Source organism: Pyxidicoccus sp. M6 (assembly GCF_055568925.1).
On record NZ_CM145714.1, the window covers coordinates 4,721,816 to 4,744,059 of the forward strand.

General features: G+C 70.8%; 14 protein-coding genes. 7 read left to right on the plus strand and 7 right to left on the minus strand.

The features are described from left to right. Nucleotide 1: 1 nt before the first annotated feature. The 5 genes from ACVTJA_RS18795 to ACVTJA_RS18815 form a co-directional block, all read right to left on the minus strand. Nucleotides 2-802, minus strand: coding sequence for a hypothetical protein (locus ACVTJA_RS18795; protein WP_465837935.1), 801 nt, complete (start codon nucleotides 800-802; stop codon nucleotides 2-4). A 137-nt stretch (nucleotides 803-939) separates the two neighbouring features. Beyond that, on the minus strand, nucleotides 940-2,412 hold the full coding sequence (gene tnpC, locus ACVTJA_RS18800) for an IS66 family transposase (protein WP_465840439.1): 1,473 nt from the start codon (nucleotides 2,410-2,412) through the stop codon (nucleotides 940-942). Nucleotides 2,413-2,470: 58 nt separating this feature from the next. Then, nucleotides 2,471-2,836 carry an IS66 family insertion sequence element accessory protein TnpB gene (gene tnpB, locus ACVTJA_RS18805; RefSeq protein ID WP_465829018.1) on the minus strand — a complete coding sequence of 122 codons (366 nt, stop codon included), beginning with the start codon at nucleotides 2,834-2,836 and terminating at the stop codon, nucleotides 2,471-2,473. Continuing rightward, the gene (gene tnpA, locus ACVTJA_RS18810; protein ID WP_465829020.1) at nucleotides 2,830-3,156 is read right to left on the minus strand and encodes an IS66 family insertion sequence element accessory protein TnpA; all 327 of its coding nucleotides are present in this window, start codon (nucleotides 3,154-3,156) and stop codon (nucleotides 2,830-2,832) included. The genes tnpB and tnpA overlap by 7 nt, the downstream gene beginning before the upstream one ends. Nucleotides 3,157-3,206: 50 nt before the next feature. After that, the gene (locus ACVTJA_RS18815) at nucleotides 3,207-3,488 is read right to left on the minus strand and encodes a hypothetical protein (protein ID WP_465837937.1); all 282 of its coding nucleotides are present in this window, start codon (nucleotides 3,486-3,488) and stop codon (nucleotides 3,207-3,209) included. 36 nt (nucleotides 3,489-3,524) lie between these two features. Here ACVTJA_RS18815 and ACVTJA_RS18820 point away from each other — a divergent pair, with 36 nt between their 5' ends. Then, a complete protein-coding gene (locus tag ACVTJA_RS18820) occupies nucleotides 3,525-4,472 on the plus strand; it encodes a serine hydrolase (protein ID WP_465837939.1) in 948 nt (315 codons plus the stop codon). A gap of 10 nt (nucleotides 4,473-4,482) precedes the next feature. Here the strand turns inward: ACVTJA_RS18820 and ACVTJA_RS18825 are convergent, their stop codons facing one another. Continuing rightward, the gene (locus ACVTJA_RS18825) at nucleotides 4,483-5,925 is read right to left on the minus strand and encodes an amidase (protein WP_465837941.1); all 1,443 of its coding nucleotides are present in this window, start codon (nucleotides 5,923-5,925) and stop codon (nucleotides 4,483-4,485) included. Nucleotides 5,926-6,163: 238 nt separating this feature from the next. Between ACVTJA_RS18825 and ACVTJA_RS18830 the strand changes: the two genes are divergently transcribed. Continuing rightward, nucleotides 6,164-12,214, plus strand: a complete 6,051-nt coding sequence (locus ACVTJA_RS18830) for an ATP-binding protein (RefSeq protein WP_465837942.1) — start codon at nucleotides 6,164-6,166, stop codon at nucleotides 12,212-12,214. Nucleotides 12,215-12,251: 37 nt separating this feature from the next. After that, entirely contained in the window at nucleotides 12,252-12,839 is a 588-nt protein-coding gene (sitA6, locus tag ACVTJA_RS18835; RefSeq protein ID WP_465837943.1) for a SitA6 family polymorphic toxin lipoprotein, read from the plus strand. A 39-nt stretch (nucleotides 12,840-12,878) separates the two neighbouring features. Here sitA6 and ACVTJA_RS18840 read toward each other — a convergent pair whose 3' ends face one another. Next, on the minus strand, nucleotides 12,879-13,214 hold the full coding sequence (locus ACVTJA_RS18840) for a putative quinol monooxygenase (RefSeq protein WP_465837945.1): 336 nt from the start codon (nucleotides 13,212-13,214) through the stop codon (nucleotides 12,879-12,881). Between the two features lie 398 nt (nucleotides 13,215-13,612). Between ACVTJA_RS18840 and ACVTJA_RS18845 the strand changes: the two genes are divergently transcribed. From ACVTJA_RS18845 to pfkB, 4 genes are all read left to right on the plus strand, one after another. Next, a complete protein-coding gene (locus tag ACVTJA_RS18845) occupies nucleotides 13,613-15,655 on the plus strand; it encodes a membrane dipeptidase (protein ID WP_465837947.1) in 2,043 nt (680 codons plus the stop codon). Between the two features lie 144 nt (nucleotides 15,656-15,799). Then, complete coding sequence (locus tag ACVTJA_RS18850; protein ID WP_465837948.1) at nucleotides 15,800-18,751, plus strand: DEAD/DEAH box helicase; 2,952 nt, start codon at nucleotides 15,800-15,802, stop codon at nucleotides 18,749-18,751. Between the two features lie 9 nt (nucleotides 18,752-18,760). Then, a complete protein-coding gene (gene ptsP / locus ACVTJA_RS18855; protein ID WP_465837950.1) occupies nucleotides 18,761-21,268 on the plus strand; it encodes a phosphoenolpyruvate--protein phosphotransferase in 2,508 nt (835 codons plus the stop codon). Then, complete coding sequence (pfkB, locus tag ACVTJA_RS18860) at nucleotides 21,265-22,221, plus strand: 1-phosphofructokinase (RefSeq protein ID WP_465837952.1); 957 nt, start codon at nucleotides 21,265-21,267, stop codon at nucleotides 22,219-22,221. Before ptsP ends, pfkB begins: the two co-directional genes overlap by 4 nt. Nucleotides 22,222-22,244: the final 23 nt, after the last annotated feature.

Here is a 22,244-nt window from a genome sequence, read left to right on the forward strand (position 1 = left end):
CTCACTCCTCGAGCTCCCTGACCTTCCACGCGCAGCCGGTGTCGTCCCACTGCACATTCGCGAACACGGACGGCGGTTCGCCCGGCTTCGCATCGCGGGCCGGCATGGCGAGCGAGAATCGCTTCCAGGCATCCCGGCCCTGCTGGACGGGCCGTGCCTCCGCCGTGTGGAAGTCCGGATTCATGGAGAACCTGCCGCTGCCGTTGAATCGCTCCGAGAGGACAAACTTCCCGCAGCCAATGCTGGCGATGTGGCCATAGGTGCCAACCGCGTCCTCCGAGTAGTGGTGCTGGCTGGATACCAGGAGCACGGGGCGTTCCAGTGAGGGCAACGCCACATGGAATTCGGGCTGGAGGGACTGGCAGCCGGTGTAGTCGAAGTCGAGCAGGGTACGGGACTCGCCTTCCTCGACTGCCTTCTCTGCCGCCGCGAGGTCCTTCGCGCCTTCTTCCTTCGCCTCCTTCGTACAGGCCCCCACGCACCGGCCTTCCATCCATTCCTCCGCCAGCACCGCCTTCCCCTGCACCACGCGCAGGACCAGGTCGCTGGTCTCGCACTCCTCCTCGGAGCGCCGGTTGACCCGGTGGACGGTGAGCGCCAGCGCTGATGTCCCCGGGAAGCTGAAGGAGCCGAGCAACTCCGCGTCCCGGGGCAGCGCCGCCTTGACGTTGACGGGCTTGGGGCAGGCGAGGGGCACGGGGCCGGCGAGCTGCTTCACGTACACGTCTTCCACCATGGGCTGGACGCGGGTCCGGAAGGTGTCGGCCTCCGCGCGTGAGCCGCAGACCCCGAGCACCAGCACATGCAGTCCGTATCCGTCCGGCGAACGCCGTGCCGAGCCGCTTGAAGACGGTCGGGTGCTGTGCTCGGCAGTGGTCGCGAGCAGCACGACGTCCCAGGGCGTGAGCAGGTGGACGGGATGGAGCTGAGCGAGGGTGCTCAGGAGGAGTCGGCGGCGCGCAGGCGCTTCCACTCGTGGGGCAGCAGCTCGCCGATGCGCGAGTGGGGGTGCGTCTGCACGCGCAGCAGCACGTCGGCCAGGTACTCCTCGGGGTTGACGTCGTTGACCTCGCAGGTGGCTACCAGCGCGTAGAGTCCGGCGAGGTTCTCACCCGCGGCCTCGTGGCCGACGAAGAGAAAGTTTTTGCGGCCCAGAGCTGCCTTTCGCAGGGCACCCTCGCTCCGGTTGTTGTCCAACGGGAGTCGTTCATCGGAGACAAAGCGGCTCAGCGCGTCCCATTGCTTCAGCGCGTAGGAAATGGCCTGCCCCAGTGGCCCCTTGGGCGGATGCCGTGGGGCCTGCGTCTCCAGCCAGGCGCGCAACTGCGCGAGGACGGGCACGCTGTGCCGCTGGCGCAGCTCGCGGTGGGCGGCCGTGCGCACCACGTCCGCCTCGCGCGCCTGGGCCTCCACCCGGTAGAGGGCCAGGATGAGGTCCAGGGCCTCGCGCGCCTCGGGCGCGGTGGCGAGCGCGTCGAAGAAGCGACGGCGGGCATGCGCCCAACATCCGACGCGGGTGCGCCCGTCCGGCAGCGTCACCGGGTTGTAGCCGGTGTACCCGTCCACCACGAGCGCGCCCGTCGTGCCGCCCAGCACGTCCAGGGGCGTCCTGCCCCCGCGGCCCATGCTGAAGCGGTAGCCGATGAGCCATTGGCCCTTCTCGTTCTGGGTGAGGAACGTCCAGAGGTAGCCCAACTTCGTCTTCTTCACGTCCAGCACGCGCAGCGGCGTCTCGTCGGCCCACACCACCTCGGCGGACGCAATGCATTGCAAGAGGTGGCGGGACAGCGGCAGCAGTACCGAAGCGGACAGGTGGAAGAGGTCCGTCAGGGTGCTGCGGCTCATCGGCACCCCGCCTCTCTCAATCCGCTGCGCCAGCCGGTGCAGGGGCATGGAGTCAGCGCACTTGGACGTCACCACGTGCGCCAGGAAGCCCGGGCCGTACTCGCCTCTGTCCACCACCTTGGCGGGGGCGGGCGCCGTCACCACGCCCTGGCCGCACTTGCACGAGAGGACTTCCTGCACGTGCACCTGGCGCTCGAAGCGGGCGGGTATGTACTCGTACACCTCGGTGGTGCGCCCCTTGCCCAGCGGCTTCAAGTCCTCGCTGCCGCACGCGGGGCAGTGGCGCTCCTCGGCCGGGACGGCGTGGCGAATCTCGCGCGTGGGCGCCTCCTCCGCCTTGCGGGCCGCGCGCTCGCGTCGCTTCTTCAGCGCCGCCTCGTCCCGCGTCGCCTGCGCCTGCGCGCTCGCTGCGTCCGCGCGCAGCTCGGCCGCTACCGGCGGCAGGCGCTCCGCCTTGCGTCCGAAGACGTGGCGCTCCAGCGCCGCCATCTTCCCCTCCAACGAGGTCAGGCGCGCTTTGAGCTCCTCGGCTTCCTCGCGCCAGGGGCAGAAATGGTCGAGGGGCAGCTCTCGCGGCACCTGGGCTCAACACCGCCCCGGGTAGGGCATTCGCCACGTGACGTGCTCAGGTACCTGGACGCCCCGGGGGAGTCCAGGCAGGCTGGCGCTTCACCTGAGCCACGTCGATGCCGTCCAACAGCATCGCCAATTGCGTGGCGTCCAGCGGCACCGACTGCGCGTCGGCGTCCACCGGCGGCAGCCGGAAGCGGCCCGTCTCCAAGCGCTTGTAGTACAGGACGAAGCCGCCCCGACTGAAGGTGAGGATTTTCACCCTGTCGCCCCGCCGGCTGACGAAGGCGAAGAGGTGCCCGGAGTAGACGTCCTCGCCCCACGAGGTGCGTACCAGGGCCATGAGCCCATCAATCGACTTACGCATGTCCACCGGAGAGGTGGCCAGCAGGATTCGCACCGAGGCCGGCAGCGTCAGCACGCGGTGCGCCCCAGCGCCGCCACCAACCGCGCCACGTAGTCCACGTCCGTCCCGGGACAGAACCGCACGCGCGCCCCGCCGACGGTGAGCACCTCCACCGTCACCTCCTCGGCCCTGAGGGGAGGACTCACCTGCACGGGCAGCAGGCGCACGGGCGGCTCCGCCTCGGCACTCACCTGGCGCCGACGCCGGTACACCCACGACTGCAGCGTGCTCAGCCGCAGTCCGCGGCCCTCGGCGAACTCTCGCTGCGTCTGCCCGCTCGCTTCGAACTCCTCGGCGACCCGCAGCCACTCCGGTTTCTCGGCCCTCTTCTGCATCCGTCGAGGGATGACCCGAACGGCTCAACCCGGCAATGCCCCGCAGCACGTCATCCGCCGTACGGATACTGCAGTCCGGAGGCAAGGCCGGGCAGCGTGGAGGACTCGATGACCTTGGGAAACCCCTCTGCCGGGCTCACCCAGGCGAAGGCACCCGCCTTGCGCATCGGGTCGAGCTTCGCCTCCACGTCTGCGCGCTGGCCCTCGCTGGAGAGGATGATGACCCATGGGTTGCCCGAGGGCTTCGCCTTCGCGGGAGGACGCCCCCAGCCCTGGAAGGGCAGGAGCAGGAGTGCCAGCACCACCACGACGAGCTTGGGAGCGGAGGACATTCGACGCGCAGTCTAACCCGCACTACAACCCGTTGGATGATGCGAACCGTCCTCTGTGTGTCATTGCTCATCGCGGCGAACGCCGCCGCTCAGGGCACTCCCGATGCGGGCACGCGGGTGCCGCTCCAGTCCGTGGTGGACTCGCTGGTGCAGGAGGCCGCGCGCCTCACCCCTGGCGCCGATGTGGCCATCGCCGTGAAGGACCTGCGCACCGGGGAGTACGCGGGGACTCGTGACACGGTGCCGCATGTCTCGGCCAGCTCGGCGAAGGTGTTCTGGGTGGCCGCCGCGCTGAAGAAGGTGGACACGGCGAAGGTGGCTCCGCTGGCGGAGAAGGTCTTCCGCACCTCCGACAACGAAGCCACGGGCCTCGTCATCGACTCCGTGGGCGGGCCGGACGCCATCAATGACTATCTGCGCTCGCTGGGCTTCCTGAACACCGCCATCACGAAGTGGAACTACGGCAAGCCTCGCCGCGCCACCAACTCGCCCCGGGCGCTCGACAATGACAACTATTTCTGCGCCGCCGATGCCGTGTCTTTCCTCCAGCGCCTGGACGGCGGTGAGTTGCTGAAGCCCGGCCCCACCTCGCGCCTCCTCGGCTGGATGGAATTGCCTCGGCGCGAAGGCTGCGGCGGCTGGCTCGGCACGCTGCTGCCGCCCCCGGCGAAGGCGACGCTGCGGCACAAGGCGGGCTGGTTGCCTCCGGGCTGCTGCTCGGATGACGCGCGCTACAACGTGCTCAACGAAGTCGGCATCGTCCGGCTGCCGGACGGAGGCCGCTACGCCGTAGCCCTGCTCACGGCGCACGGGCCGGACTGGCCGCGACAGGCCTTCTTCGTCGAGCGTGCCTCATGCGTCCTCTACCGCGCCCTCTCCGGCGAGGCGTCACTGGACTGCGGCGAGGCGCTGGCGAAGCAGGGCGGGCCCACCCCCATCCCCGTACCGGATGGAGGCACTCCGCCCAACTACGACTGCGATTGACGTCACCCGCTCACGCCGCCGTGACGTGCACCGGAGGCCGGCGCCCCGCCCACGGGCGGGCCTCCTCCAACTGCGCGGCCAGGCGGAACAGCGTCGCCTCGTCCGCGTAGCGCCCGGCGAACTGCACGCCAATCGGCAGGCCCTCCTGGTTCCAATACAGCGGCACGGACATCGCCGGCTGGCCGGTGACGTTGAACACAGCCGTGAACGGGCACAGGCTGAAGACATACGCGTACCAGTCCTCGGGTGCCCTCGGCTGCATCGTATCCAGCACGCCGAGCTTGTACGGCGGCACCGCCACCGTGGGCGTCAGCAGCACGTCGTAGTCCACGAAGAACGCGCCCACGATGCGCGACACCTGGTTGAACGTGGCGAGCGCCATCTGGTGCTGCGCCACCGTGAGGCTCGCGCCGTAGCGCGCCACCTCCAGCGTGGTGGTCTCCATCGTCTCCGGCCCCAGCGGACGTCCCAGCACCGCGCTCAGTACCTGGGACCAGCCGGCCAGGGCCACCGCCCACACCGTCGTCATCGCGGAGTTCAGCGCCCCCGCGTCGTAGGTGAAGCCCGCCTCCACCACCTCATGGCCCAATTCCTGACACAGTCGCGCCGCATCCTCGAGGGCGGCGATGCAATCCGGGCTCACCGGTACGCCGGATACCGCCGTCCGTGACATCGCGATGCGCAGCTTGCGCGGCTTGTGTTTCAGCTGTTCGAGGAACGGCCGCTCCGGCGGAGCCGCGTAGTAAGGGTCGCCCGGCTCCGGCTGGCACGTGGCATCCATCATCGCGGCGCTGTCCCTCACGGTGCGCGAGAGGACGTGCTCGATGCCCATGCCGTTGAGCGCCTCGCCCATGTCCGGGCCGATGGAGATGCGGCCGCGCGTGGGCTTCATTCCAAAGACACCGCACAGCGACGAGGGGATGCGCAGCGAGCCGCCGCCATCATTGCCATGCGCCACCGGGACGATGCCCGCCGCCACCGCCGCCGCCGAGCCGCCGCTGGAGCCTCCCGAGCTGCGCTCCAGGCTCCACGGGTTGCGCGTGGGCCCGTGGAGCACGGGCTCGGTGCTGGCGTTGTTGCCGAACTCGGGCGTGTTGGTGCGGCCCACCGTCACCAGGCCGGCCCGCTTGTAACGCGCGGCCAGCGCGGTGTCCTGCGGGAAGACCATGCCCTTGCCCAGCCGGCTGCCCAGGTCCGTGGGCATGCCGCCCGTGTGGAGCACCAGGTCCTTCACCAGGAAGGGCACACCCCGGAACGGGCCCTCGGGCAGTCCGTGCTTCAGCGTGTTCCGCGCGTCGGCCTCGCGCACGTCGATGACGGCGTTGATGCGCGGATTGACGCGCGCAATCGCCGCCACCGTGGCCTGCAACAACTCCTCGGGTGTCACTTCCTTGCGTCGAACCAACTCCGCCAGCCCCACCGCGTCGTAACGACAGTAGTCGTCCAGGTGCATGTGTCCTCGCAGGCGCGCCGGAGGGAGGAGGCGGTCCGGTGCGTGAGCGGGAGGATACTCCCGGTGCCAGTGGACATGCGCCGGGGCCCCTGACCGGCCTTCTGGAGCCCGAGCCGTCAGCCAGTGCACCGATTGTCGCCATGCACGGCGAAAGCCGCCCATGCGCGTCCTCCGCGTTGTTAGGACGAGGGTCCCCGCCCTTCATCGCAGCAGCGCCACCAGGAGCACGTCGGGGTCCATGAAGAACGACTCGGTCCAGGACATCTTCGCGGTGGGCGGTGAGATGGGGGCGCTGATGCGCTCCGTCGACTGGTCCCGCACCGCGCTGGGGCCGGTGGAGACGTGGCCCTCCAGCTTGCGCACCGCGTTGGGACTGGTGCTCGGCGGCCGCTTCCCCATGCTCCTCTGGTGGGGCGAGGAGCTCATCCAGCTCTACAACGACGCCTACCGTCCCATCCTCGGGGACAAGCACCCCCGCTCGCTGGGCGCGCCCGGGGCGCGGGTGTGGGCGGAAATCTGGCACATCATCGGCCCGCAGGCGGAGCGCATCCGCGCGGGCGGGGCGGCCACCTGGAACGAGCACCTGCTGCTTCCCATGCAGCGCAAGGGCTACCTCGAGGAGACGTACTTCACCTTCTCCTACAGCCCCGTGCCCGACGAGACGGGCCAGGTGGGTGGCGTCCTCGTGACGTGCCAGGAGACCACGGCGCAGGTCCAGGACGAGCGCCAGCTCCGAGTCCTCCGTGACTTGGGCACCGCGCTCGCGGAGACGCGGTCCGCCGAGGAGGCCTGCGCGGTGGCCGCGCGCATCCTGGGGGGCAACACCGCGGACGTGCCGTTCTGCCGGGTGTTCCTCGCGGAGAAGGGCGGCGAGGAGGCCCGGCAGGTGGCCACCTCGGGTGACTTCAGCGGCGACGGACCGGAGGCGCCCGAGTGCTTCGTGTTGACGGAAGACGGTCCTCAGCAGGGACGCTGGCCGTTCGCGGAGGTGGCGCGCACCGGGCAGCCCGTCGTCGTCCGCGGGCTCGTGTCGCTGCCGGAGCCGGGGCGGGGCGTCGTCCCGCACTCGGCTGTCTGCCTTCCGCTGTCGCGGCCGGGGCAGCCGCACGTGGACGGCTTCCTCGTGTGCGGCGCCAATCCCCGGCGCGGACTCGACGAGCGCTACCTGGGCTTCTTCCGGCTCGCGGCCGACCAGGTGGTGACGGCCATCGCCAACGCGCGCGCGTGGCAGGAGGAGCGCCGGCGCGCCGAGGCCCTCGCGGAGGCGGACCGCGCGAAGACGCTCTTCTTCAGCAATGTCTCACACGAGTTCCGCACGCCCCTCACGCTGATGCTGGGGCCGCTCGAAGACGCGCTGGTGGACTCGCGCCATCCGCTGCCCACGCCCCAGCGCGAGCGGATGGAATTGGTCCGCCGCAATGGTCTGCGATTGCAGAAGCTGGTCAACAGCCTGCTGGACTTCGCGCGAATCGAGGCGGGGCGGGCCCAGGCCAACTTCGTGCCGACGGACCTCTCCACGCTCACCACGGACCTGGCCAGCTCCTTCCGCTCGGCCATGGAGGTGGCGGGGCTGGAGTTCATCGTGGACTGCCCGCCGCTGCCGGAGCCCATCCACGTGGACCCGTCCGCGTGGGAGAAGGTCGTCCTCAACCTCCTCTCCAATGCCTTCAAGCACACGCTGGAGGGCATGGTCCGCGTGGCCGTGCGGTGGCTGGGAGACCGTGTGGAGCTGGCCGTGCAGGACACCGGCACCGGCATTCCTCCCGACGAGCTGCCGCGCGTCTTCGAGCGCTTCCACCGCGTGCAGGGCGCGCAGGGCCGCAGCCATGAGGGCAGCGGCATCGGCCTCGCGCTGGTGCAGGAGTTGGTGAAGCTGCACGGCGGCACGGTGGGAGTGCGCAGCACGTTGGGGCAGGGCTCCACCTTCACGGTGACGCTGCCCTCGGGCACCGCGCACCTGCCCTCGGGCGAGCACTCGGAAGGCGCGCGTCCCTTCGTCTCCACCGGGGCCGCGGCCTTCCTCGTGGAGGCCACGCAGTGGAGCAGCATCCCCGCGCCGGCCCAGGTTCAGGAGGGTGCGTCCGGGGCCGTGGTGCCTCCCGTGCTCCTGGCGGGCGCCCGCATCCTCGTCGCGGATGACAACGCGGACATGCGCGGCTACCTCGTGCGGCTGCTGTCCGCGCACTGGCACGTGGAGGCGGTGGGCGATGGCGTGCAGGCCCTGGCCGCGGCGCGCGCGCGTCCGCCCGACCTGGTGCTCTCCGATGTGATGATGCCCAGGCTCGACGGGCTGGGCCTGCTGCGCGAGCTGCGCGCGGACGAGCGCACCCGCACCACGCCGGTGGTGCTCCTGTCCGCGCGCGCCGGCGAGGAGGCCACGGTGGACGCGCTGACGGCCGGCGCGGACGACTACCTCGTCAAGCCCTTCTCCGCGAACGAGCTGCTCGCCCGCGTCAACGGGCAGCTCACACTGGCGCGCCAGCGGCAGGAGGCGCTCGCCGCGGAGCGCGCGCACGCGGAGGAGGCCACGCGGCTGCTGCGTGAGGCGGAGCGGGCCACCCACTCGCGCGAGGAGATGCTCGCCGTCGTCAGCCACGATTTGCGCACGCCCCTCACGTCTGTCTTCACGGCCGTCGAGTTGCTGGAGCGCTCGCTCGGAAGCGACGGGCGTGACACCACCGCGCGCCGGCACGTCGCCTCCATCCGGCGTGCGGCCGGGCGCATGCGCCGGCTCATCGGCGACCTGTTGGACCTGGCGAGCATCGACTCGGGGACGCTGTCACTGGACCGGCAGACCCATGCGCCCGAGGACCTGGTGCGCGAGGCACGCGAGGCCTTCGAGCCGCTGGCGTACGAGAAACGGCTCAGCTTCACGACCGCCGCGGCGCCCGGGCTGCCGCTCCTGCCCTGCGACCGGGAGCGCGTCTTCCAGGCGCTCTCCAACCTCCTGTCCAACGCCTTCAAGTTCACTCCCGAGGGCGGCCGCGTGACGCTTCGGGCCCGCGCCGACGGAGCGCGCGGCGTGTTCTTCACGGTGGAGGACACCGGCGCCGGCATTCCCGCCGACGTGCTGCCCCGTATCTTCGAGCGTCACTGGCACACGACGCAGAAGGGGCGCGAGGGCCATGGCCTGGGGCTGCCGATTGCCCAGGGCATCGTCGAGGCCCACGGTGGGCACATTCACGTGGAGAGCACGCCAGGGCAGGGGAGCCGGTTCTCCTTCCGGCTCCCGGCGGTGGCGGCGCCGGAGGTCCCACTGAAGCCGCGTGTCGTGGGCACCCACCTCCCGCGAGTGTCGGGCGAGGAGTTCCTGCAAGGCGGTGGCGAGGCGGGGGAGCTCATGCGCTCCACCGACTGGAGGCGGACGCCGACGGGCCCCGTGTCGTCCTGGCCGCAGAGCCTGCGCACCGCCATCAGCATGATGCTCCCGTCGACGTTCGCGATGGTGGTCGCCTGGGGGCCGGAGTTCCGCTTCTTCTACAACGACCGCTACCGGCCCATCATCGGCAACAAGCACCCGGCCGCATTGGGCACGCCGGCGCGGGACATCTTCCCCGAGTCGTGGCCCGTCGTCGGTCCGCTGTTCGAGCGGACGCGGCGGGGCGAGTCCGTGGGCCTGGAAGACCTGCTCATTCCACTGGACCGCAGCGGCTACCTGGAGAACGCCTGGTTCACGATTGCGTACAGCCCCATCCGCGACGAGTCCGGCGGCGTCGGCGGCATGCTCGCGGTGGTGGCCGAGACGACGGAGCGCGTGGAGGGAGAGCGGCGGCTCGCCACGCTGCGCGCGCTGGCGCGACAGGTGTCCGACGCGAGGACGGTGGATGGAGCGCTCGAGGTGGCCGCGGCCATCTGCTCGAAGAACCCCACGGACCTGCCGTTCGCGCTGCTCTACCTCAACGAGGGGGGCGGACGCCGCGCGCGGCTCGCGGCCTGCGCGGGGCTGTCTCCGGGACAGTCCGGTGCGCCCACCGAGGTGGACCTGCGTGAGCCGGGCGACGCATCGGGCTGGCCGCTCGCGCGGGCGCTGCGGACGCGCAAGCTGGAGGTGGTGACGGACGTGCTGCCGCGCTTCGGTACGCTCCCGGGCGGCACGTGTCCCGAGCCCGCGCACACGGCGGTGGTGCTGCCGCTGGTGAAGGCGGGCACGGACAAGGCCCATGGTTTCCTGGTGGCCGGTGTCAGTCCGCGGCGGGCGCTCGATGAGCGGTACCGCGCCTTCTTCGAGCTGGTGAGCGAGCACGTGACGGCGGCCATCGCGAACGCGACGGCCTACGAGGACGAGCGCCGCCGGGCCTCGGTGTTGACGGAGCTGGACCGGGCGAAGACGGCCTTCTTCTCCAACCTGAGCCACGAGTTCCGCACGCCGCTGACGCTGCTGCTGGGGCCCGTGGAGGACGCGCGCGCGGACGTGTCGAAGCCGCTCACGGGCGAGCGGCTGGAGATGGTGTGGCGCAACGTGCTGCGCCTGTCGAGGATGGTGAACAGCCTGCTCGACTTCTCGCGCCTGGAGGCGGGCAGCGCGCAGGCGGCGCTCGTCCCCACGGACCTGGCGGCCTTCACCGCGAGCCTCGCGGGCGCCTTCCTTCCGGCCGCGGAGCACGCGGGCCTGAAGCTGAAGGTGGATTGCCCGCCGCTGCCCGCGCCCGTCCCCGTGGACCCGGAGATGTGGGAGAAGGTTGTCTTCAACCTGCTCTCCAACGCGGTGAAGTACACGCACCAGGGAGAGATTCACGTGTCGCTGCGCTGGGAGGACGGAGTCGCCGTGCTCTCGGTGAAGGACACCGGCGTGGGCATCCCCGAGGACGCGCTCCCGCACCTCTTCGAGCGCTTCTACCGGGTGCGGGCCACGCGGGGCCGCAGCCACGAGGGCACGGGCATCGGCCTGTCCCTGGTGCGCGAATTGGTGAGGCTGCACGGCGGCACGGTGTGGGTGGCGAGCCGGATGGGCGAGGGCAGCGCCTTCACGGTGCGGCTCCCCGTGTCCCAGGGGCCGCGTGTGGACCCGGTGGTGCTGCTCCCCGTGGCCTCCGAGGCGGCGCCCTTCGTCGAGGAGGCGCGGCGCTGGTCGCTTCCCACCGGGGAGACATCCGAGTCGCCGGTGGTGCTCGACGTCCCGTCGGGTGAGTGCTCGGTGCTCGCCGGTGCGCGCATCCTGGTGGCGGACGACAACGCGGACCTGCGCGAGTACGTCACCGGGCTGCTGCGCCAGGTCGGCTCGCGGGTGGAGGCGGTGGGGGACGGGAGCGCGGCGCTGGCTCGGGTGCATGAGTGGCGGCCGGACCTCATCCTGTCGGATGTGATGATGCCGGGGCTGGATGGGCTGGCGCTGGTGCGCGAGCTGCGGGCGGAGGCGCGCACGCGGACGCTGCCCATCATCCTGCTGTCCGCGCGCGTGGGTGAGGACGCGACGGTGGAGGGGCTGGAGGCGGGGGCGGACGACTACCTGGTGAAGCCCTTCAGCGCGAGGGAGCTCCGGGCGCGGGTGCGGTCCGCGCTGGAATTGGCTCGCGTGCGCCAGGAGGTGGCGGCGCACGAGGCGCTGGAGGCGTCGCTGCGCGAGGCGGTGCGGGCGCGGGACGAATTCCTCTCCGCCGCGAGCCATGAATTGAAGACGCCGCTGGCCGCGTTCCGGCTGAACCTGGAGCTCATCGACAAGGGACTCAGCGAGGAGTCACGGGCGCACGTCCACGAGAGATTGATTGCGGCCGGGCGCCAGGTGCGGCGGCTGCATGTGCTGCTGGAGCGGATGCTCGACGTGACGCTCATCACCACGGGCCGCTTCCAACTGTCATTGGGCGAGACGGACCTGGGCGCGCTGGTGCTGGACACGGTGGCCCAAGTGCGTGACGAGTTGAAGCGCGCGGGGATGTCCCTGGAGGTGCATGCGGAGCGCGGGCTGCTGGGCAACGTGGACCCGGCTCGGCTGGGACAGGTGTTGACGAACCTCCTGCGGAACGCGGCGACGTACGGGCAGGGGAGGGCGGTGGAGGTGCACCTCGGGAGGCAGGGAGACACGGCGCGCCTGGGCGTCGTGGACCATGGAATGGGGATTCGGCCCGAGGACCGTGCGCGCATCTTCGAGCGCTTCGAGCGGGCCGTGTCCACGCGGCATCACAGTGGACTGGGCTTGGGGTTGTGGACCGCCCGGGTCATCGTGGAGATGCACGGGGGCACCATTACCGTGGAGGACACTCCGGGCGGCGGGGCCACGTTCATCGTGGAGTTGCCGCTCCGGGCGGAGAAGGCAGACAGCGGCTCCGCTCCTGTCCATCATCCCTGGGGGTGATTCCCATTGCGTGGCCGGATGGCAGGGTTTGCATCCCATGCGAACCCTCTCTGCTGTCGGGCTGTTGGTGTTTACCGTGTCCTGGCTGGGCTGCTCCGGCTCTCGTCCCATCATGCAGCAGGCATGGGAGGGGGCGGAGGTGGAGTGCCGCGCGCCGGAAGAGGACCAGTGTGTCACGCTTCTGTGTCTGGGAACCGCGTGTGGCTTCTACCGCTGCGGTGACAGGATTTCTGAAGCCGAGTTGGCCCGTCTCCCTCCGGGTGCGGGTGCGCAGAACCTGCCCGACGGCGCCATCGTGGTGTTCTCCAGTTGGGGTGGCGCTCCCCAGCGGGTCATCCCGCCTTCACGGCAGCTCATGCCCGGCCGCTGGGAGAAGCACCACATCTTTCCCCAGACGGCCGACCTCGCGGAATGGTTCAAGGGCAGGGACGTCGAGATTCACGCCTACGCCATGCCCATTCCACGCGAGCTCCACGGACAGATTCACGACGGCAGTGGCCGAGGCGGGGCGTGGAACGATGCATGGCGCGCGTTCATGGTGCAGCACAAGCTCGCCACTCCAGAGGAGATATACAGGCACGCTGGCGAGCTCATGGTCCGCTTCAACCTCGTCGGTGGGACCTGACGCCGACGACTTCCGCGGCCGCGGATTGAGCGGGCGACGTCACAACGGCACGTTGACCGCAACTCCCTCGCGGCCGGAAATCCAATCGCGCAAGTACTGGTTGAGTCCCCCGAAAAATGACACCGACACCAGCTCCGCCACCGCAAAGAGCTCGCGGAGCAGTGGAGCCACATGGTTGTTATGCGTTTCGGCCGCGTCAGCGTCGACGTACTCCTCGATTATCGAATAATGACCGGGCCGCTGCGTGGCGAACCACTGGTAGCGCAACGTTCCCGGCTCGGTCGCAGCGGCGGATGCCAATGCCCGCGCCACCCGCAGGAACTCCGCCTCCCCGTTGGTCCGCGCTCTGAACTCACATAGCACCGTAAGACTCATACGATTCTCCTACGCTGGCCGCGCTTTGAAGGTCGGTTTTCGTCGTACCACTCGGCCGGCGAGAAGTCGTTTGATTACGCCCAAGAGGGATGGGGGCGAGCGCACACGCCTCGAGGTCTCCTGTCGTCGCGGTCTCACCGCGAACCAGAATGCCGTAGGGGCCGGGGGCTCCGAGCGACCTGGTGAATATCGCGGTGAGCCCGAGGCGGGAGCCCTCGGTGTGTCTCATGAGACCCGGGAGCCGCAATGAGCCGCTCCATGCCGCGGCGCGGCGCACGAAAAACGCCAATTCCTCCCATCGAGGTGAGCGTGTTTTGCAGGCCTGACGTGTATTTGTATGCAATCTCCACTAAGACGGGAGACTCCATTCGTCACACGAAGTGAGAAGGGAGTTGCGTATGTCCGGGTATCACCACCTGACCCGCCGTGCGGTACTGGCCGCCCTGTCATTCACCCTGGGCCTGGGCTGCGGCCCGGTGGAGGAGGCCTCGTCCCTCCCCGCCGCCGCCCCCGCGCCCGCCGCTGAAGCCCACCAGGGGCTCGCGGTGACGGGCTTCGCGGAATTGCACCATCACATGTTCGCGGAGGAGGCCTTCGGCGGCGGCTGGTTCCACGGCAGCCACCTCGGGACGCTCGCGAGCTGTGACGGCGGACTTCCGGAGAGCGACCACGCACGCGTACGCATGGACCTGAGCAACATGCTCAACCTATGTCCCAACTCCGGCAGCGTGGACCTGAGCGGCGTCCCCATCCTGTCCGCCGTCTTCGGCATCGGTGGCGCGGTGGCCTCCGAGTACATCGGCAAGATTGAGGGCACCGAGGGCGATACCGGAATCCACCTCGGCCGCGCCACGGTGAATACGCAATGGCCGCGCTGGGACACGATTGCCCACCAGCAATCCTGGGGCGGCTGGCTCAAGCAGGCGAAGGACGGCGGCATGTCCCTCGTCATGGTGTCGCTCGTCAGCAATGAGTTCCTCTGCAAGGCGCTGCCGTACGACAACCTCAAGCGCTCCTGTGACGAGATGGCGGACGTGGAGGTGCAGCTCCAGATGGCGAAGGCCTTCGACGCCGCCAACGACTGGGTGGAGATTGCCCTCTCGCCCGCGGACGCGCGCCGCATCATCTCCGAGGGCAAGCTGGCCATGGTGCTCTCCATCGAGGTGAGCAAGCTGTTCGGCACCAAGGACTGGCGCACGGAACTGGACCGCTTCCATGCGCTGGGCGTGCGTTCGTTGCAGCCGGTGCACCAGCTCGACAACCGCTTCGGCGGCGCGGCGCTGCACAACCCCATCTTCCAGGCGGCGCAGTTTTTGGAGAACTGCCACATCGACACGGACTGCGGCGTGACGACGGACTCCTTCACGCTCGGCTTCGACGTGTACAAGGACGCCGCCGGCAACTGCCGCAACACGCGCGGGCTCACCGCGGATGGCAAGGCGCTGCTCCAGGCGATGATGGCCAAGGGGATGATCATCGACGTGGCCCACGTGTCGGAGAAGGGCCTGCAGGACGCGTATGCCGTGGCGCAGGCGAACGCGTACTACCCGCTGGTCATCTCCCACGGCCACTTCCGCGAGGTGATGAACCCCGAGCTGGCGGACGACGAGAAGACGACGCCGTCCTGGGCGGTGCGCTATGTGCGGCAGACGGGCGGCATGTTCGGCCTGCGCACCGCGCACGACGAGACGCGCGCGTACACGAAGTCCAACGTGGCCAACAACTGCCAGGGCTCCACGCGCTCGCTGGCGCAGGCGTACGAGTACGGCCGCCAGGGCCTCAAGGTGCCCATGGCCTTCGGCGCGGACCTCAACGGCTTCATCCAGCAGACGCGGCCGCGCTTCGGTGACAACGGCGCGTGCTCGGCGGGCTTCAAGGCGGAGGCCGACGCGCAGTCCCGGCAGCAGACGGTGGGGGGCCCCGCTCGCCTGGGCACGGGCTTCGACGAGTACGGCCTCGCGCACGTGGGCATGCTGCCGGACCTCCTGAAGGACCTGGGGCGCGTGGGGGCGAATACCACCGCGCTGTCCGGGTCGGCGGAGACCTTCCTGCGCGTCTGGGAGCGCGCGGCGGGCCCGCGCACGGGCATGGCTGACGCGGCCGCTGACATCGACACCTCCGGCATCGCCGCGTACGTGGACAAGGCCGCCCGCGAGGCGGCGTACCCGGTGCTGTGCGGCGAGCACTACGCGCCGGACTCGAAGGAGGTGGGGCAGGCGTGCCGCTTCGACCAGGAGTGCCTCAGCCACGCGTGCAGCTCCGGCGACTGCGGCTCCGTGGGCTACTGCACGTGCACGTCGGACGCGAACTGCACCTCCAGCCAGTACTGCGGCTGGGGCCTCAACGAGGGTAAGTGCATGAACAAGAAGCCCAAGGGCGCCACCTGCCTCTATGGGCGGGAATGCCTGTCCGGCTCGTGCAGCTGGCTGTCCTGCCGCTGAAGGAAGGCACCGGGGCCCTGGCCGCGTGTCTCGGCCGGCCAGGGCCAACGCGCCGCGCTGTGTTCGCGGGGCGCCTGTCCGGCCTCGGGGCGTCCTGATGGACATTGCGCGGCGCACCCGTGGCGGGTAGGGAAAACACGCCCCATGTCAGCGACTGCTCAACTGCTGGAAGCCGTCCGGAAGGAAGCAAAGCCGGGCATCTGGTCCAATGGCGTCAACCTCGCGCGCTCGGGAGCCGTGGTGCTCCAGGCGCAGAAGGAGGGCGAGCTGGAGCTGCGAGTCCGCGCCAAGGGTCGGCCGGTCGCACTCACGGTCGTCCTCTACCCGAACGACGATGCCTGGGAGTGTGACTGCCCCAGCCAGGTGGACCCGTGCGAGCACGTCGTCGCGGCGGCCATCTCCATCCAGCAGGCGGAGAAGCAGGAGACGCCACTGGAGACGGCGGCGGCCCGCTGGTCGCGCGTGGTGTACCACTTCACCCGCGCGGACGGCGGGCTGGAGCTGCACCGGGCGCTCGCGCACGCGGACGGCCGCGAGGAGCCCCTGGAGGGGAGCCTGACGTCGCTGGTGGCGCAGCCCGCGAAGGCGGCGACGCTCCAGGTGGAGCAGGCGGACCTGCTGGCGGACCGGATTCTCGAGGCGCGTCGCACGCGCGGCACGCTGTCCCCGGAGACACTGGAGGCCCTCCTCAAGGTGCTGGAGAACGCGCGCAACGTGCTGCTCGACGGGCGCCCGGTGGCCGTGTCCGACGAGCCCGTGCTGCCGCGCGCCGTGGTGGAGGACCGCGCGCAGCAGATTGCGGTGACGGTGACGAGGGACGCGCGCGTGACGGAGGTGGTGAGCCCCGGCGTCGCGCTCGCCGGTGACACGCTGGCCCGCCTGGGCGAGACGCAGATGACGGGCGCGTGGCTCCAGGCGCTGCCCATCGTCCGCACGTACTCCGTGGAGCAGGTCGGTGAGTTGACGGCGAAGATTCTGCCCGAGCTGGGGCGCCGCATCCCCGTCGAGGTGCGCAGCAAGCGTCTGCCGCGGTTGGACCGCGAGCTGAGGCCGCGCGTCCTGCTGGAGCTGAACCAGTTGGAGCAGGGCCTGTCCGTGCTGCCCACGCTCGTCTACGGCGCGCCGCCCGCGGTGCGCATCGACAACGGGCGCATGGTGTACCTGCGCGGCGCGGTGCCGCTGCGCGACGAGGCCGCGGAGCAGCGCCTCATCCACCAGCTCCGCGACGAGCTGAACCTCGTGCCGGGCCGCCGGCTGACGGTGGCGGGCCCGGAGATGGTGCGCTGGGCGGACAAGCTGCGCCGGTGGCGGGGTGACCTGGCCGGCGACGCGGCGGGCCTCGTGAGCCCGGACGTGAAGCTCAAGCCGCTGCTCCAGGTGCAGTCCGGCGCCAACGCGCAGGGCGTGCCCGACGTGCGCTTCACGCTGGAGTTCCAGGTGGAGGGCGCGAAGGGCGAGGTGAAGACCGTGGATGCGGCCGCCGTCGTCCGCGCATGGTCCGAGGGGCTGGGACTCGTGCCGCTCGAAGGTGGCGGCTGGGCGCCGCTGCCGCGCGCCTGGCTGGACAAGCATGGCCAGCGCGTGGCGGACCTGCTCTCGGCGCGGCAGGCGGATGGCAAGGTGTCCAACCACGCGCTGCCGGAATTGAGCGCGCTGTGCGAGACGCTGGAGCAGCCGCCTCCGCCGGGGCTGGACCGGCTGGCGCCGCTCGTCGCTGGCTTCGAGAAGCTTCCGGCGCCGACGCTGCCGCAGGACCTCACCGCGACGCTGCGCCCGTACCAGCTCCAGGGCGTGAGCTGGCTCGGCTTCCTGCGCAACGCGGGGCTGGGCGGAATCCTCGCGGACGACATGGGCCTCGGAAAGACGCTCCAGACGATTTGCGCGCTGGGGCCGGGCTCGCTCGTGGTGTGCCCCACCAGCGTGCTGCCCAACTGGGCCGCGGAGCTGAAGCGCTTCCGCCCGTCGCTCAAGGTCTGCGTGTACCACGGGCCCGGCCGCGCGTTGGAGCCGGCCGCGGACGTGACGCTCACCACGTACGCCATCATGCGCCTGGACGCGGCGGTGCTCGGCACGCGCACGTGGGACGCGGTGGTGCTGGACGAGGCGCAGGCCATCAAGAACCCGGAGAGCCAGGTGGCGCGCGCGGCCTTCGGGCTCAAGGCGGGCTTCCGGCTCGCGCTCAGCGGCACCCCGCTGGAGAACCGGCTGGAGGAGCTGTGGAGCCTGATGCACTTCACCAACCCGGGCCTGCTCGGGGGGCGGAGGCACTTCCAGGACAAGGTGGCGCAGCCCATCTCCGACGGCCGGGCCGACGCCGCGGAAGGACTGCGCCGGAAGATTCGTCCCTTCGTCCTGCGCCGCCTCAAGCGCGACGTGGCGCCCGAGCTGCCGCCGCGCATCGAGTCGGTGATGCACGTGCAGTTGGATGAGCGCGAGCGCTCCGTCTACGACGCCGTCATGGCCGCGACGCGGAAGGAAGTCGTGGCGCTGCTCAACGAGGGCGGCAGCGTGCTCAAGGCGCTGGAGGCGTTGCTCCGGCTGCGCCAGGCCGCGTGCCACCCGGCGCTCGTGCCGGGCCAGCGGGCCAACACCTCGTCGAAGGTGGAGACGCTGGTGGACGCGCTCGACACCGCGGTGTCGGAGGGCCACAAGGCGCTCGTCTTCTCGCAGTGGACGTCGATGCTGGACCTCATCGAGCCGCAGCTCAAGGCAACGGGCATCACCTTCGAGCGGCTGGACGGCTCCACGCCCAACCGCGGCGAAATCACGCAGCGCTTCCAGTCCGACGGGGGGGCGCCGGTGCTGCTGATGTCGCTGAAGGCCGGCGGCACGGGCCTCAACCTCACGGCGGCGGACCACGTGTTCCTGGTGGACCCGTGGTGGAACCCGGCCGTGGAGGCGCAGGCGGCGGACCGCGCGCACCGCATCGGCCAGGAGCGGACGGTGATGGTGTACCGGCTCGTCTCGCAGGGAACGGTGGAGGAGCGAATCCTGGGGCTCCAGGAGAAGAAGCGCGCCATCTTCGAGGCCGCCCTGAGCGAGGCCTCCGCCGCGACGTCCATCACCCGAGAAGACCTGCTCGAGCTGTTCTCCTGAGGAGGACCGATGCTGAAACTGCGCAGGACGCACGTTCGCCTGGGACAGGCCGCCACCAGCAGGACGGAGGCCATCCGCCTCGTCGGGCAGACGCTGGTGGACGCGGGCTTCATCGAGCCCGGCTACATCGACAGCATGCTTCGGCGCGAGAAGGTCTCCGCGACGTACCTGGGGCACGGCATCGCCATCCCGCACGGCACGCCCGACGCGCGGGAGATGGTGAAGCAGACCGGCGTCGTCGTCGTGCAGTTCCCCCGGGGCGTGGAGTGGGGCGGGGACGGGCACGCGCGCATCGTCGTCGGCATCGCCGCGCGCTCGGACGAGCACCTCCAGGTGCTGGCCAACCTCACCGGCGTGCTCGGCGACGCGGCGAAGGCGGAGGAGCTGGCCCTCACGACGGACGTGGACGTCGTCGTCGCCACGCTCAACGGGGCTCCCGCGCGGGCCGAGCCCGTACCGGAGCCGCTGGCCGGCGGGGGCTGTTTCATCGAGGTGACTTCGCCCGTGCCGCACGGCCTGCACGCACGTCCATCCACCGTGCTGGTGGACGTGGCCAAGCGCTTCCGCAGCGACATCTTCGTCAAGTTCGACGGGCGGACGGCCAACGCGAAGAGCCTGGTGACGCTGCTGACGCTCGGGGCGCGAGGTGGCGCCACGCTCACCGTGGGCGCCGTGGGCGACGATGCGCCGACGGCGCTGGCCGCCATCCGCGAGGCCTTCGAGGAGGGGTTGGGTGAAGAGATGGAGGCGCCCCGTCCCGGTGGCGCGCCGGAGCCCGTCGCGGCGCCGGCGGTGACGCTCGACTACGAGGGGACGCTGGTGGTGGGCATCTCCGCGTCGCCGGGCATCGCCGCCGGTCCGATGTGGGCCTTCCAGCACGAGCGCCTGCACGTGGAGGAGCGGGCGCCGGACTCCATCCGCGAGCGCGTGCGCCTGGACAAGGCCCTGGCCAGCGCCACGGCGGACCTCCAGAACCTGCACCAGGAGTTCTTCAAGAAGGCCGGCGCCTCGCGGGCCGCCATCTTCAAGGCGCACCAGGAGCTGCTGGACGACCCGGACATGGTGAGCGAGGCACACCGGCATATCATCGCGGGCGCGAGCGCCGGCTGGGCGTGGCGCGCCGTCTACGAGGCGCGGGCGGACGTGCTCGCGCGCCTGCCGGACCCGCTGCTCGCCGGGCGCGCCGGGGATTTGCGCGACGTGGGGCGCCGCGTGCTGCGCCTGCTGGCGGACGTGGTGGAGGGCGTGGCCACGCTGCCGGACCACCCCGTGGTGCTGCTGGCCGAGGACCTGGCCCCGTCCGACACGGCGAAGCTGGACCCGGCGATGGTGCTGGGCCTGTGTACCGTCGGCGGCGGAGCCACCTCGCACACGGCCATCATCGCCCGCTCGCTGGACATTCCGGCGGTGGTGGCGGCCGGGCCGTCCGTGCTCGACCTGAAGAACGGGCAGGAGTGCATCCTCGACGGCAACGCGGGGGTGCTCGTCGTCACCCCGTCCGCGAAGGACCGCGAGCGCGCGGCCAGGCAGCGCGAGAAGGTGCGCGAGCAGCGCGAGGCCGAGAAGCTGGACCGCTACAAGCCCGCCATCACCCGCGACGGGCGCCGCGTGGAGGTGGCCGCGAACATCGGCTCCGCGAAGGACGCGCAGAAGGCCGTGGACGCGGGCGGCGAGGGCGTGGGGCTGATGCGCACGGAGTTCCTCTTCCTCCAGCGTGACGACCCGCCCGGCGAGGACGAGCAGTACGAGGCCTACCGCGCCATGGTGCGGGCGCTGAACGGGCTGCCCATCATCCTGCGCACGCTGGACATCGGCGGCGACAAGCAGGTGCCCTACCTGTCGCTGCCCGCGGAGGCCAACCCGTTCCTCGGCGTGCGCGGCATCCGCCTGTGCTTCGAGCGGGAGGATTTGTTCCGCACGCAGTTGCGCGCCATCTTCCGCGCGGCCCTGGACGGGCCGGTGCGCATCATGTTCCCCATGGTGGCCACGCTCGCGGAGTTGCGCCGGGCGAAGGCCCTCACCGAGGAGGTGCGCCGCGAGGTGGGCGCGCCGCCGGTGGAGATTGGCATCATGATTGAGGTGCCCTCCGCGGTGCTGCTCGCGGACCAGTTGGCGAAGGAGGTGTCCTTCTTCTCCATCGGCACCAATGACCTCACGCAGTACGTGCTGGCGATGGACCGCGAGCACCCCGTGCTCGCGCCGCAGGCGGACGGTGTGCATCCGGCCGTGCTGCGCATGGTGGACCTCACCGTGAAGGCGGCGCGCGCGGCCGGCATCTGGGTGGGCGCGTGCGGCGGCGTGGCGGGAGACCCGGCGGGCGCGATGACGCTGGCGGGGCTCGGCGTCAGCGAGCTGAGCGTGGCCATTCCCACCATCCCCGCCATCAAGGCGCTGCTGCGGAGCGTGTCCATGGCGGACCTGGAGGTGCTCGCGCGTGGGGCGCTCGCCTGTGAAAACGCGGCGGACGTGCGAGCGCTGGTGCAGGGCCTGCTGTCCCGGACGGGGGGGAACGTATGAATCCGATGAAGCCCGGCATCGTCACGGTGAGCCTCAACTCGGCCATCGACCAGACGCTGGAGTGTCCCGGCTTCACCGCCGGCGCCGTCAACCGCGTGACGTCGGAGACGCGCACGGCGGGTGGGAAGGCCATCAACGTCGCCGCGTTCCTCTCGGACGGCGACGTGCCCATCACCGCCACGGGTTTCCTGGGCACGGACAACGCCCAGGTCTTCGAGGTGCTGTTCCGCGAGCGCGGCATTCAGGACCGCTGCCTCCGGCTGCCCGGCGCCAGCCGTGTCAACATCAAGGTCGTGGACCGGACGGGTGGCACCGTCACGGACCTCAACCTGCCGGGCCTGCAGGTGCCGGACGGTGCGCTGCGGAAGCTGACGGAGACGCTGGACGCGCTCGCCAGGGACAACGGCTGCTTCGTGCTCTCGGGCAGCCTGCCGGCCGGAGTGCCCGAGGACGCGTACGCCACGCTGACGGCGCGGCTGCGGGCCCGGGGGGCCATCGTGGTGGTGGACACCAGCGGCGCGCCGCTGAAGCACGCGGTGGCGGCGAGGCCCGACTTCGTGAAGCCGAATGTGCACGAGCTCTCCGAGCTGCTCGGCCGTGCGCTGCCGGACCGGACCGAGGTGGTGCGCGCGGCGCGGCAGCTCCATGCGACGGGCATCGAGCTGGTGGTGGTGTCGCTGGGCGCGGAGGGCGCCATCTTCGTGGACGGCGAGGGCGCGCTGCTGGCGGTGCCGCCCCGGGTGGAGGTGGCCAGCACGGTGGGGGCGGGGGACTCGATGGTGGCGGGGGTGCTGACCGCGCGGCTGTCGGGGCGCTCGCTGGAGGAGTGCGCGCGGTACGGCACCGCCTTCGCCGCCGGCAAGCTGGTGCAGGTGGGGCCAGTGCCGCCGTCGCAGGCGCGCGTTCAGTCGCTGATGCGCATCGTGTCCATCGAACCCCTGGGAAGTGCCTGAGCCGCGAGAGACGAGGAGCGCAC

Coding starts and splice junctions, on each gene's coding strand:
- ACVTJA_RS18820 (WP_465837939.1), top strand. CDS start 3,525: ATGATGCGAACCGTCCTCTGTGTGTCATTGCTCATCGCGGCGAACGCC.
- tnpA (WP_465829020.1), bottom strand. CDS start 3,156: ATGCAGAAGAGGGCCGAGAAACCGGAGTGGCTGCGGGTCGCCGAGGAG.
- ACVTJA_RS18845 (WP_465837947.1), top strand. CDS start 13,613: ATGTCCGGGTATCACCACCTGACCCGCCGTGCGGTACTGGCCGCCCTG.
- ACVTJA_RS18815 (WP_465837937.1), bottom strand. CDS start 3,488: ATGTCCTCCGCTCCCAAGCTCGTCGTGGTGGTGCTGGCACTCCTGCTC.
- ACVTJA_RS18830 (WP_465837942.1), top strand. CDS start 6,164: ATGAAGAACGACTCGGTCCAGGACATCTTCGCGGTGGGCGGTGAGATG.
- pfkB (WP_465837952.1), top strand. CDS start 21,265: ATGAATCCGATGAAGCCCGGCATCGTCACGGTGAGCCTCAACTCGGCC.
- ACVTJA_RS18825 (WP_465837941.1), bottom strand. CDS start 5,925: ATGCACCTGGACGACTACTGTCGTTACGACGCGGTGGGGCTGGCGGAG.
- sitA6 (WP_465837943.1), top strand. CDS start 12,252: ATGCGAACCCTCTCTGCTGTCGGGCTGTTGGTGTTTACCGTGTCCTGG.
- ptsP (WP_465837950.1), top strand. CDS start 18,761: ATGCTGAAACTGCGCAGGACGCACGTTCGCCTGGGACAGGCCGCCACC.
- ACVTJA_RS18840 (WP_465837945.1), bottom strand. CDS start 13,214: ATGAGTCTTACGGTGCTATGTGAGTTCAGAGCGCGGACCAACGGGGAG.
- ACVTJA_RS18850 (WP_465837948.1), top strand. CDS start 15,800: ATGTCAGCGACTGCTCAACTGCTGGAAGCCGTCCGGAAGGAAGCAAAG.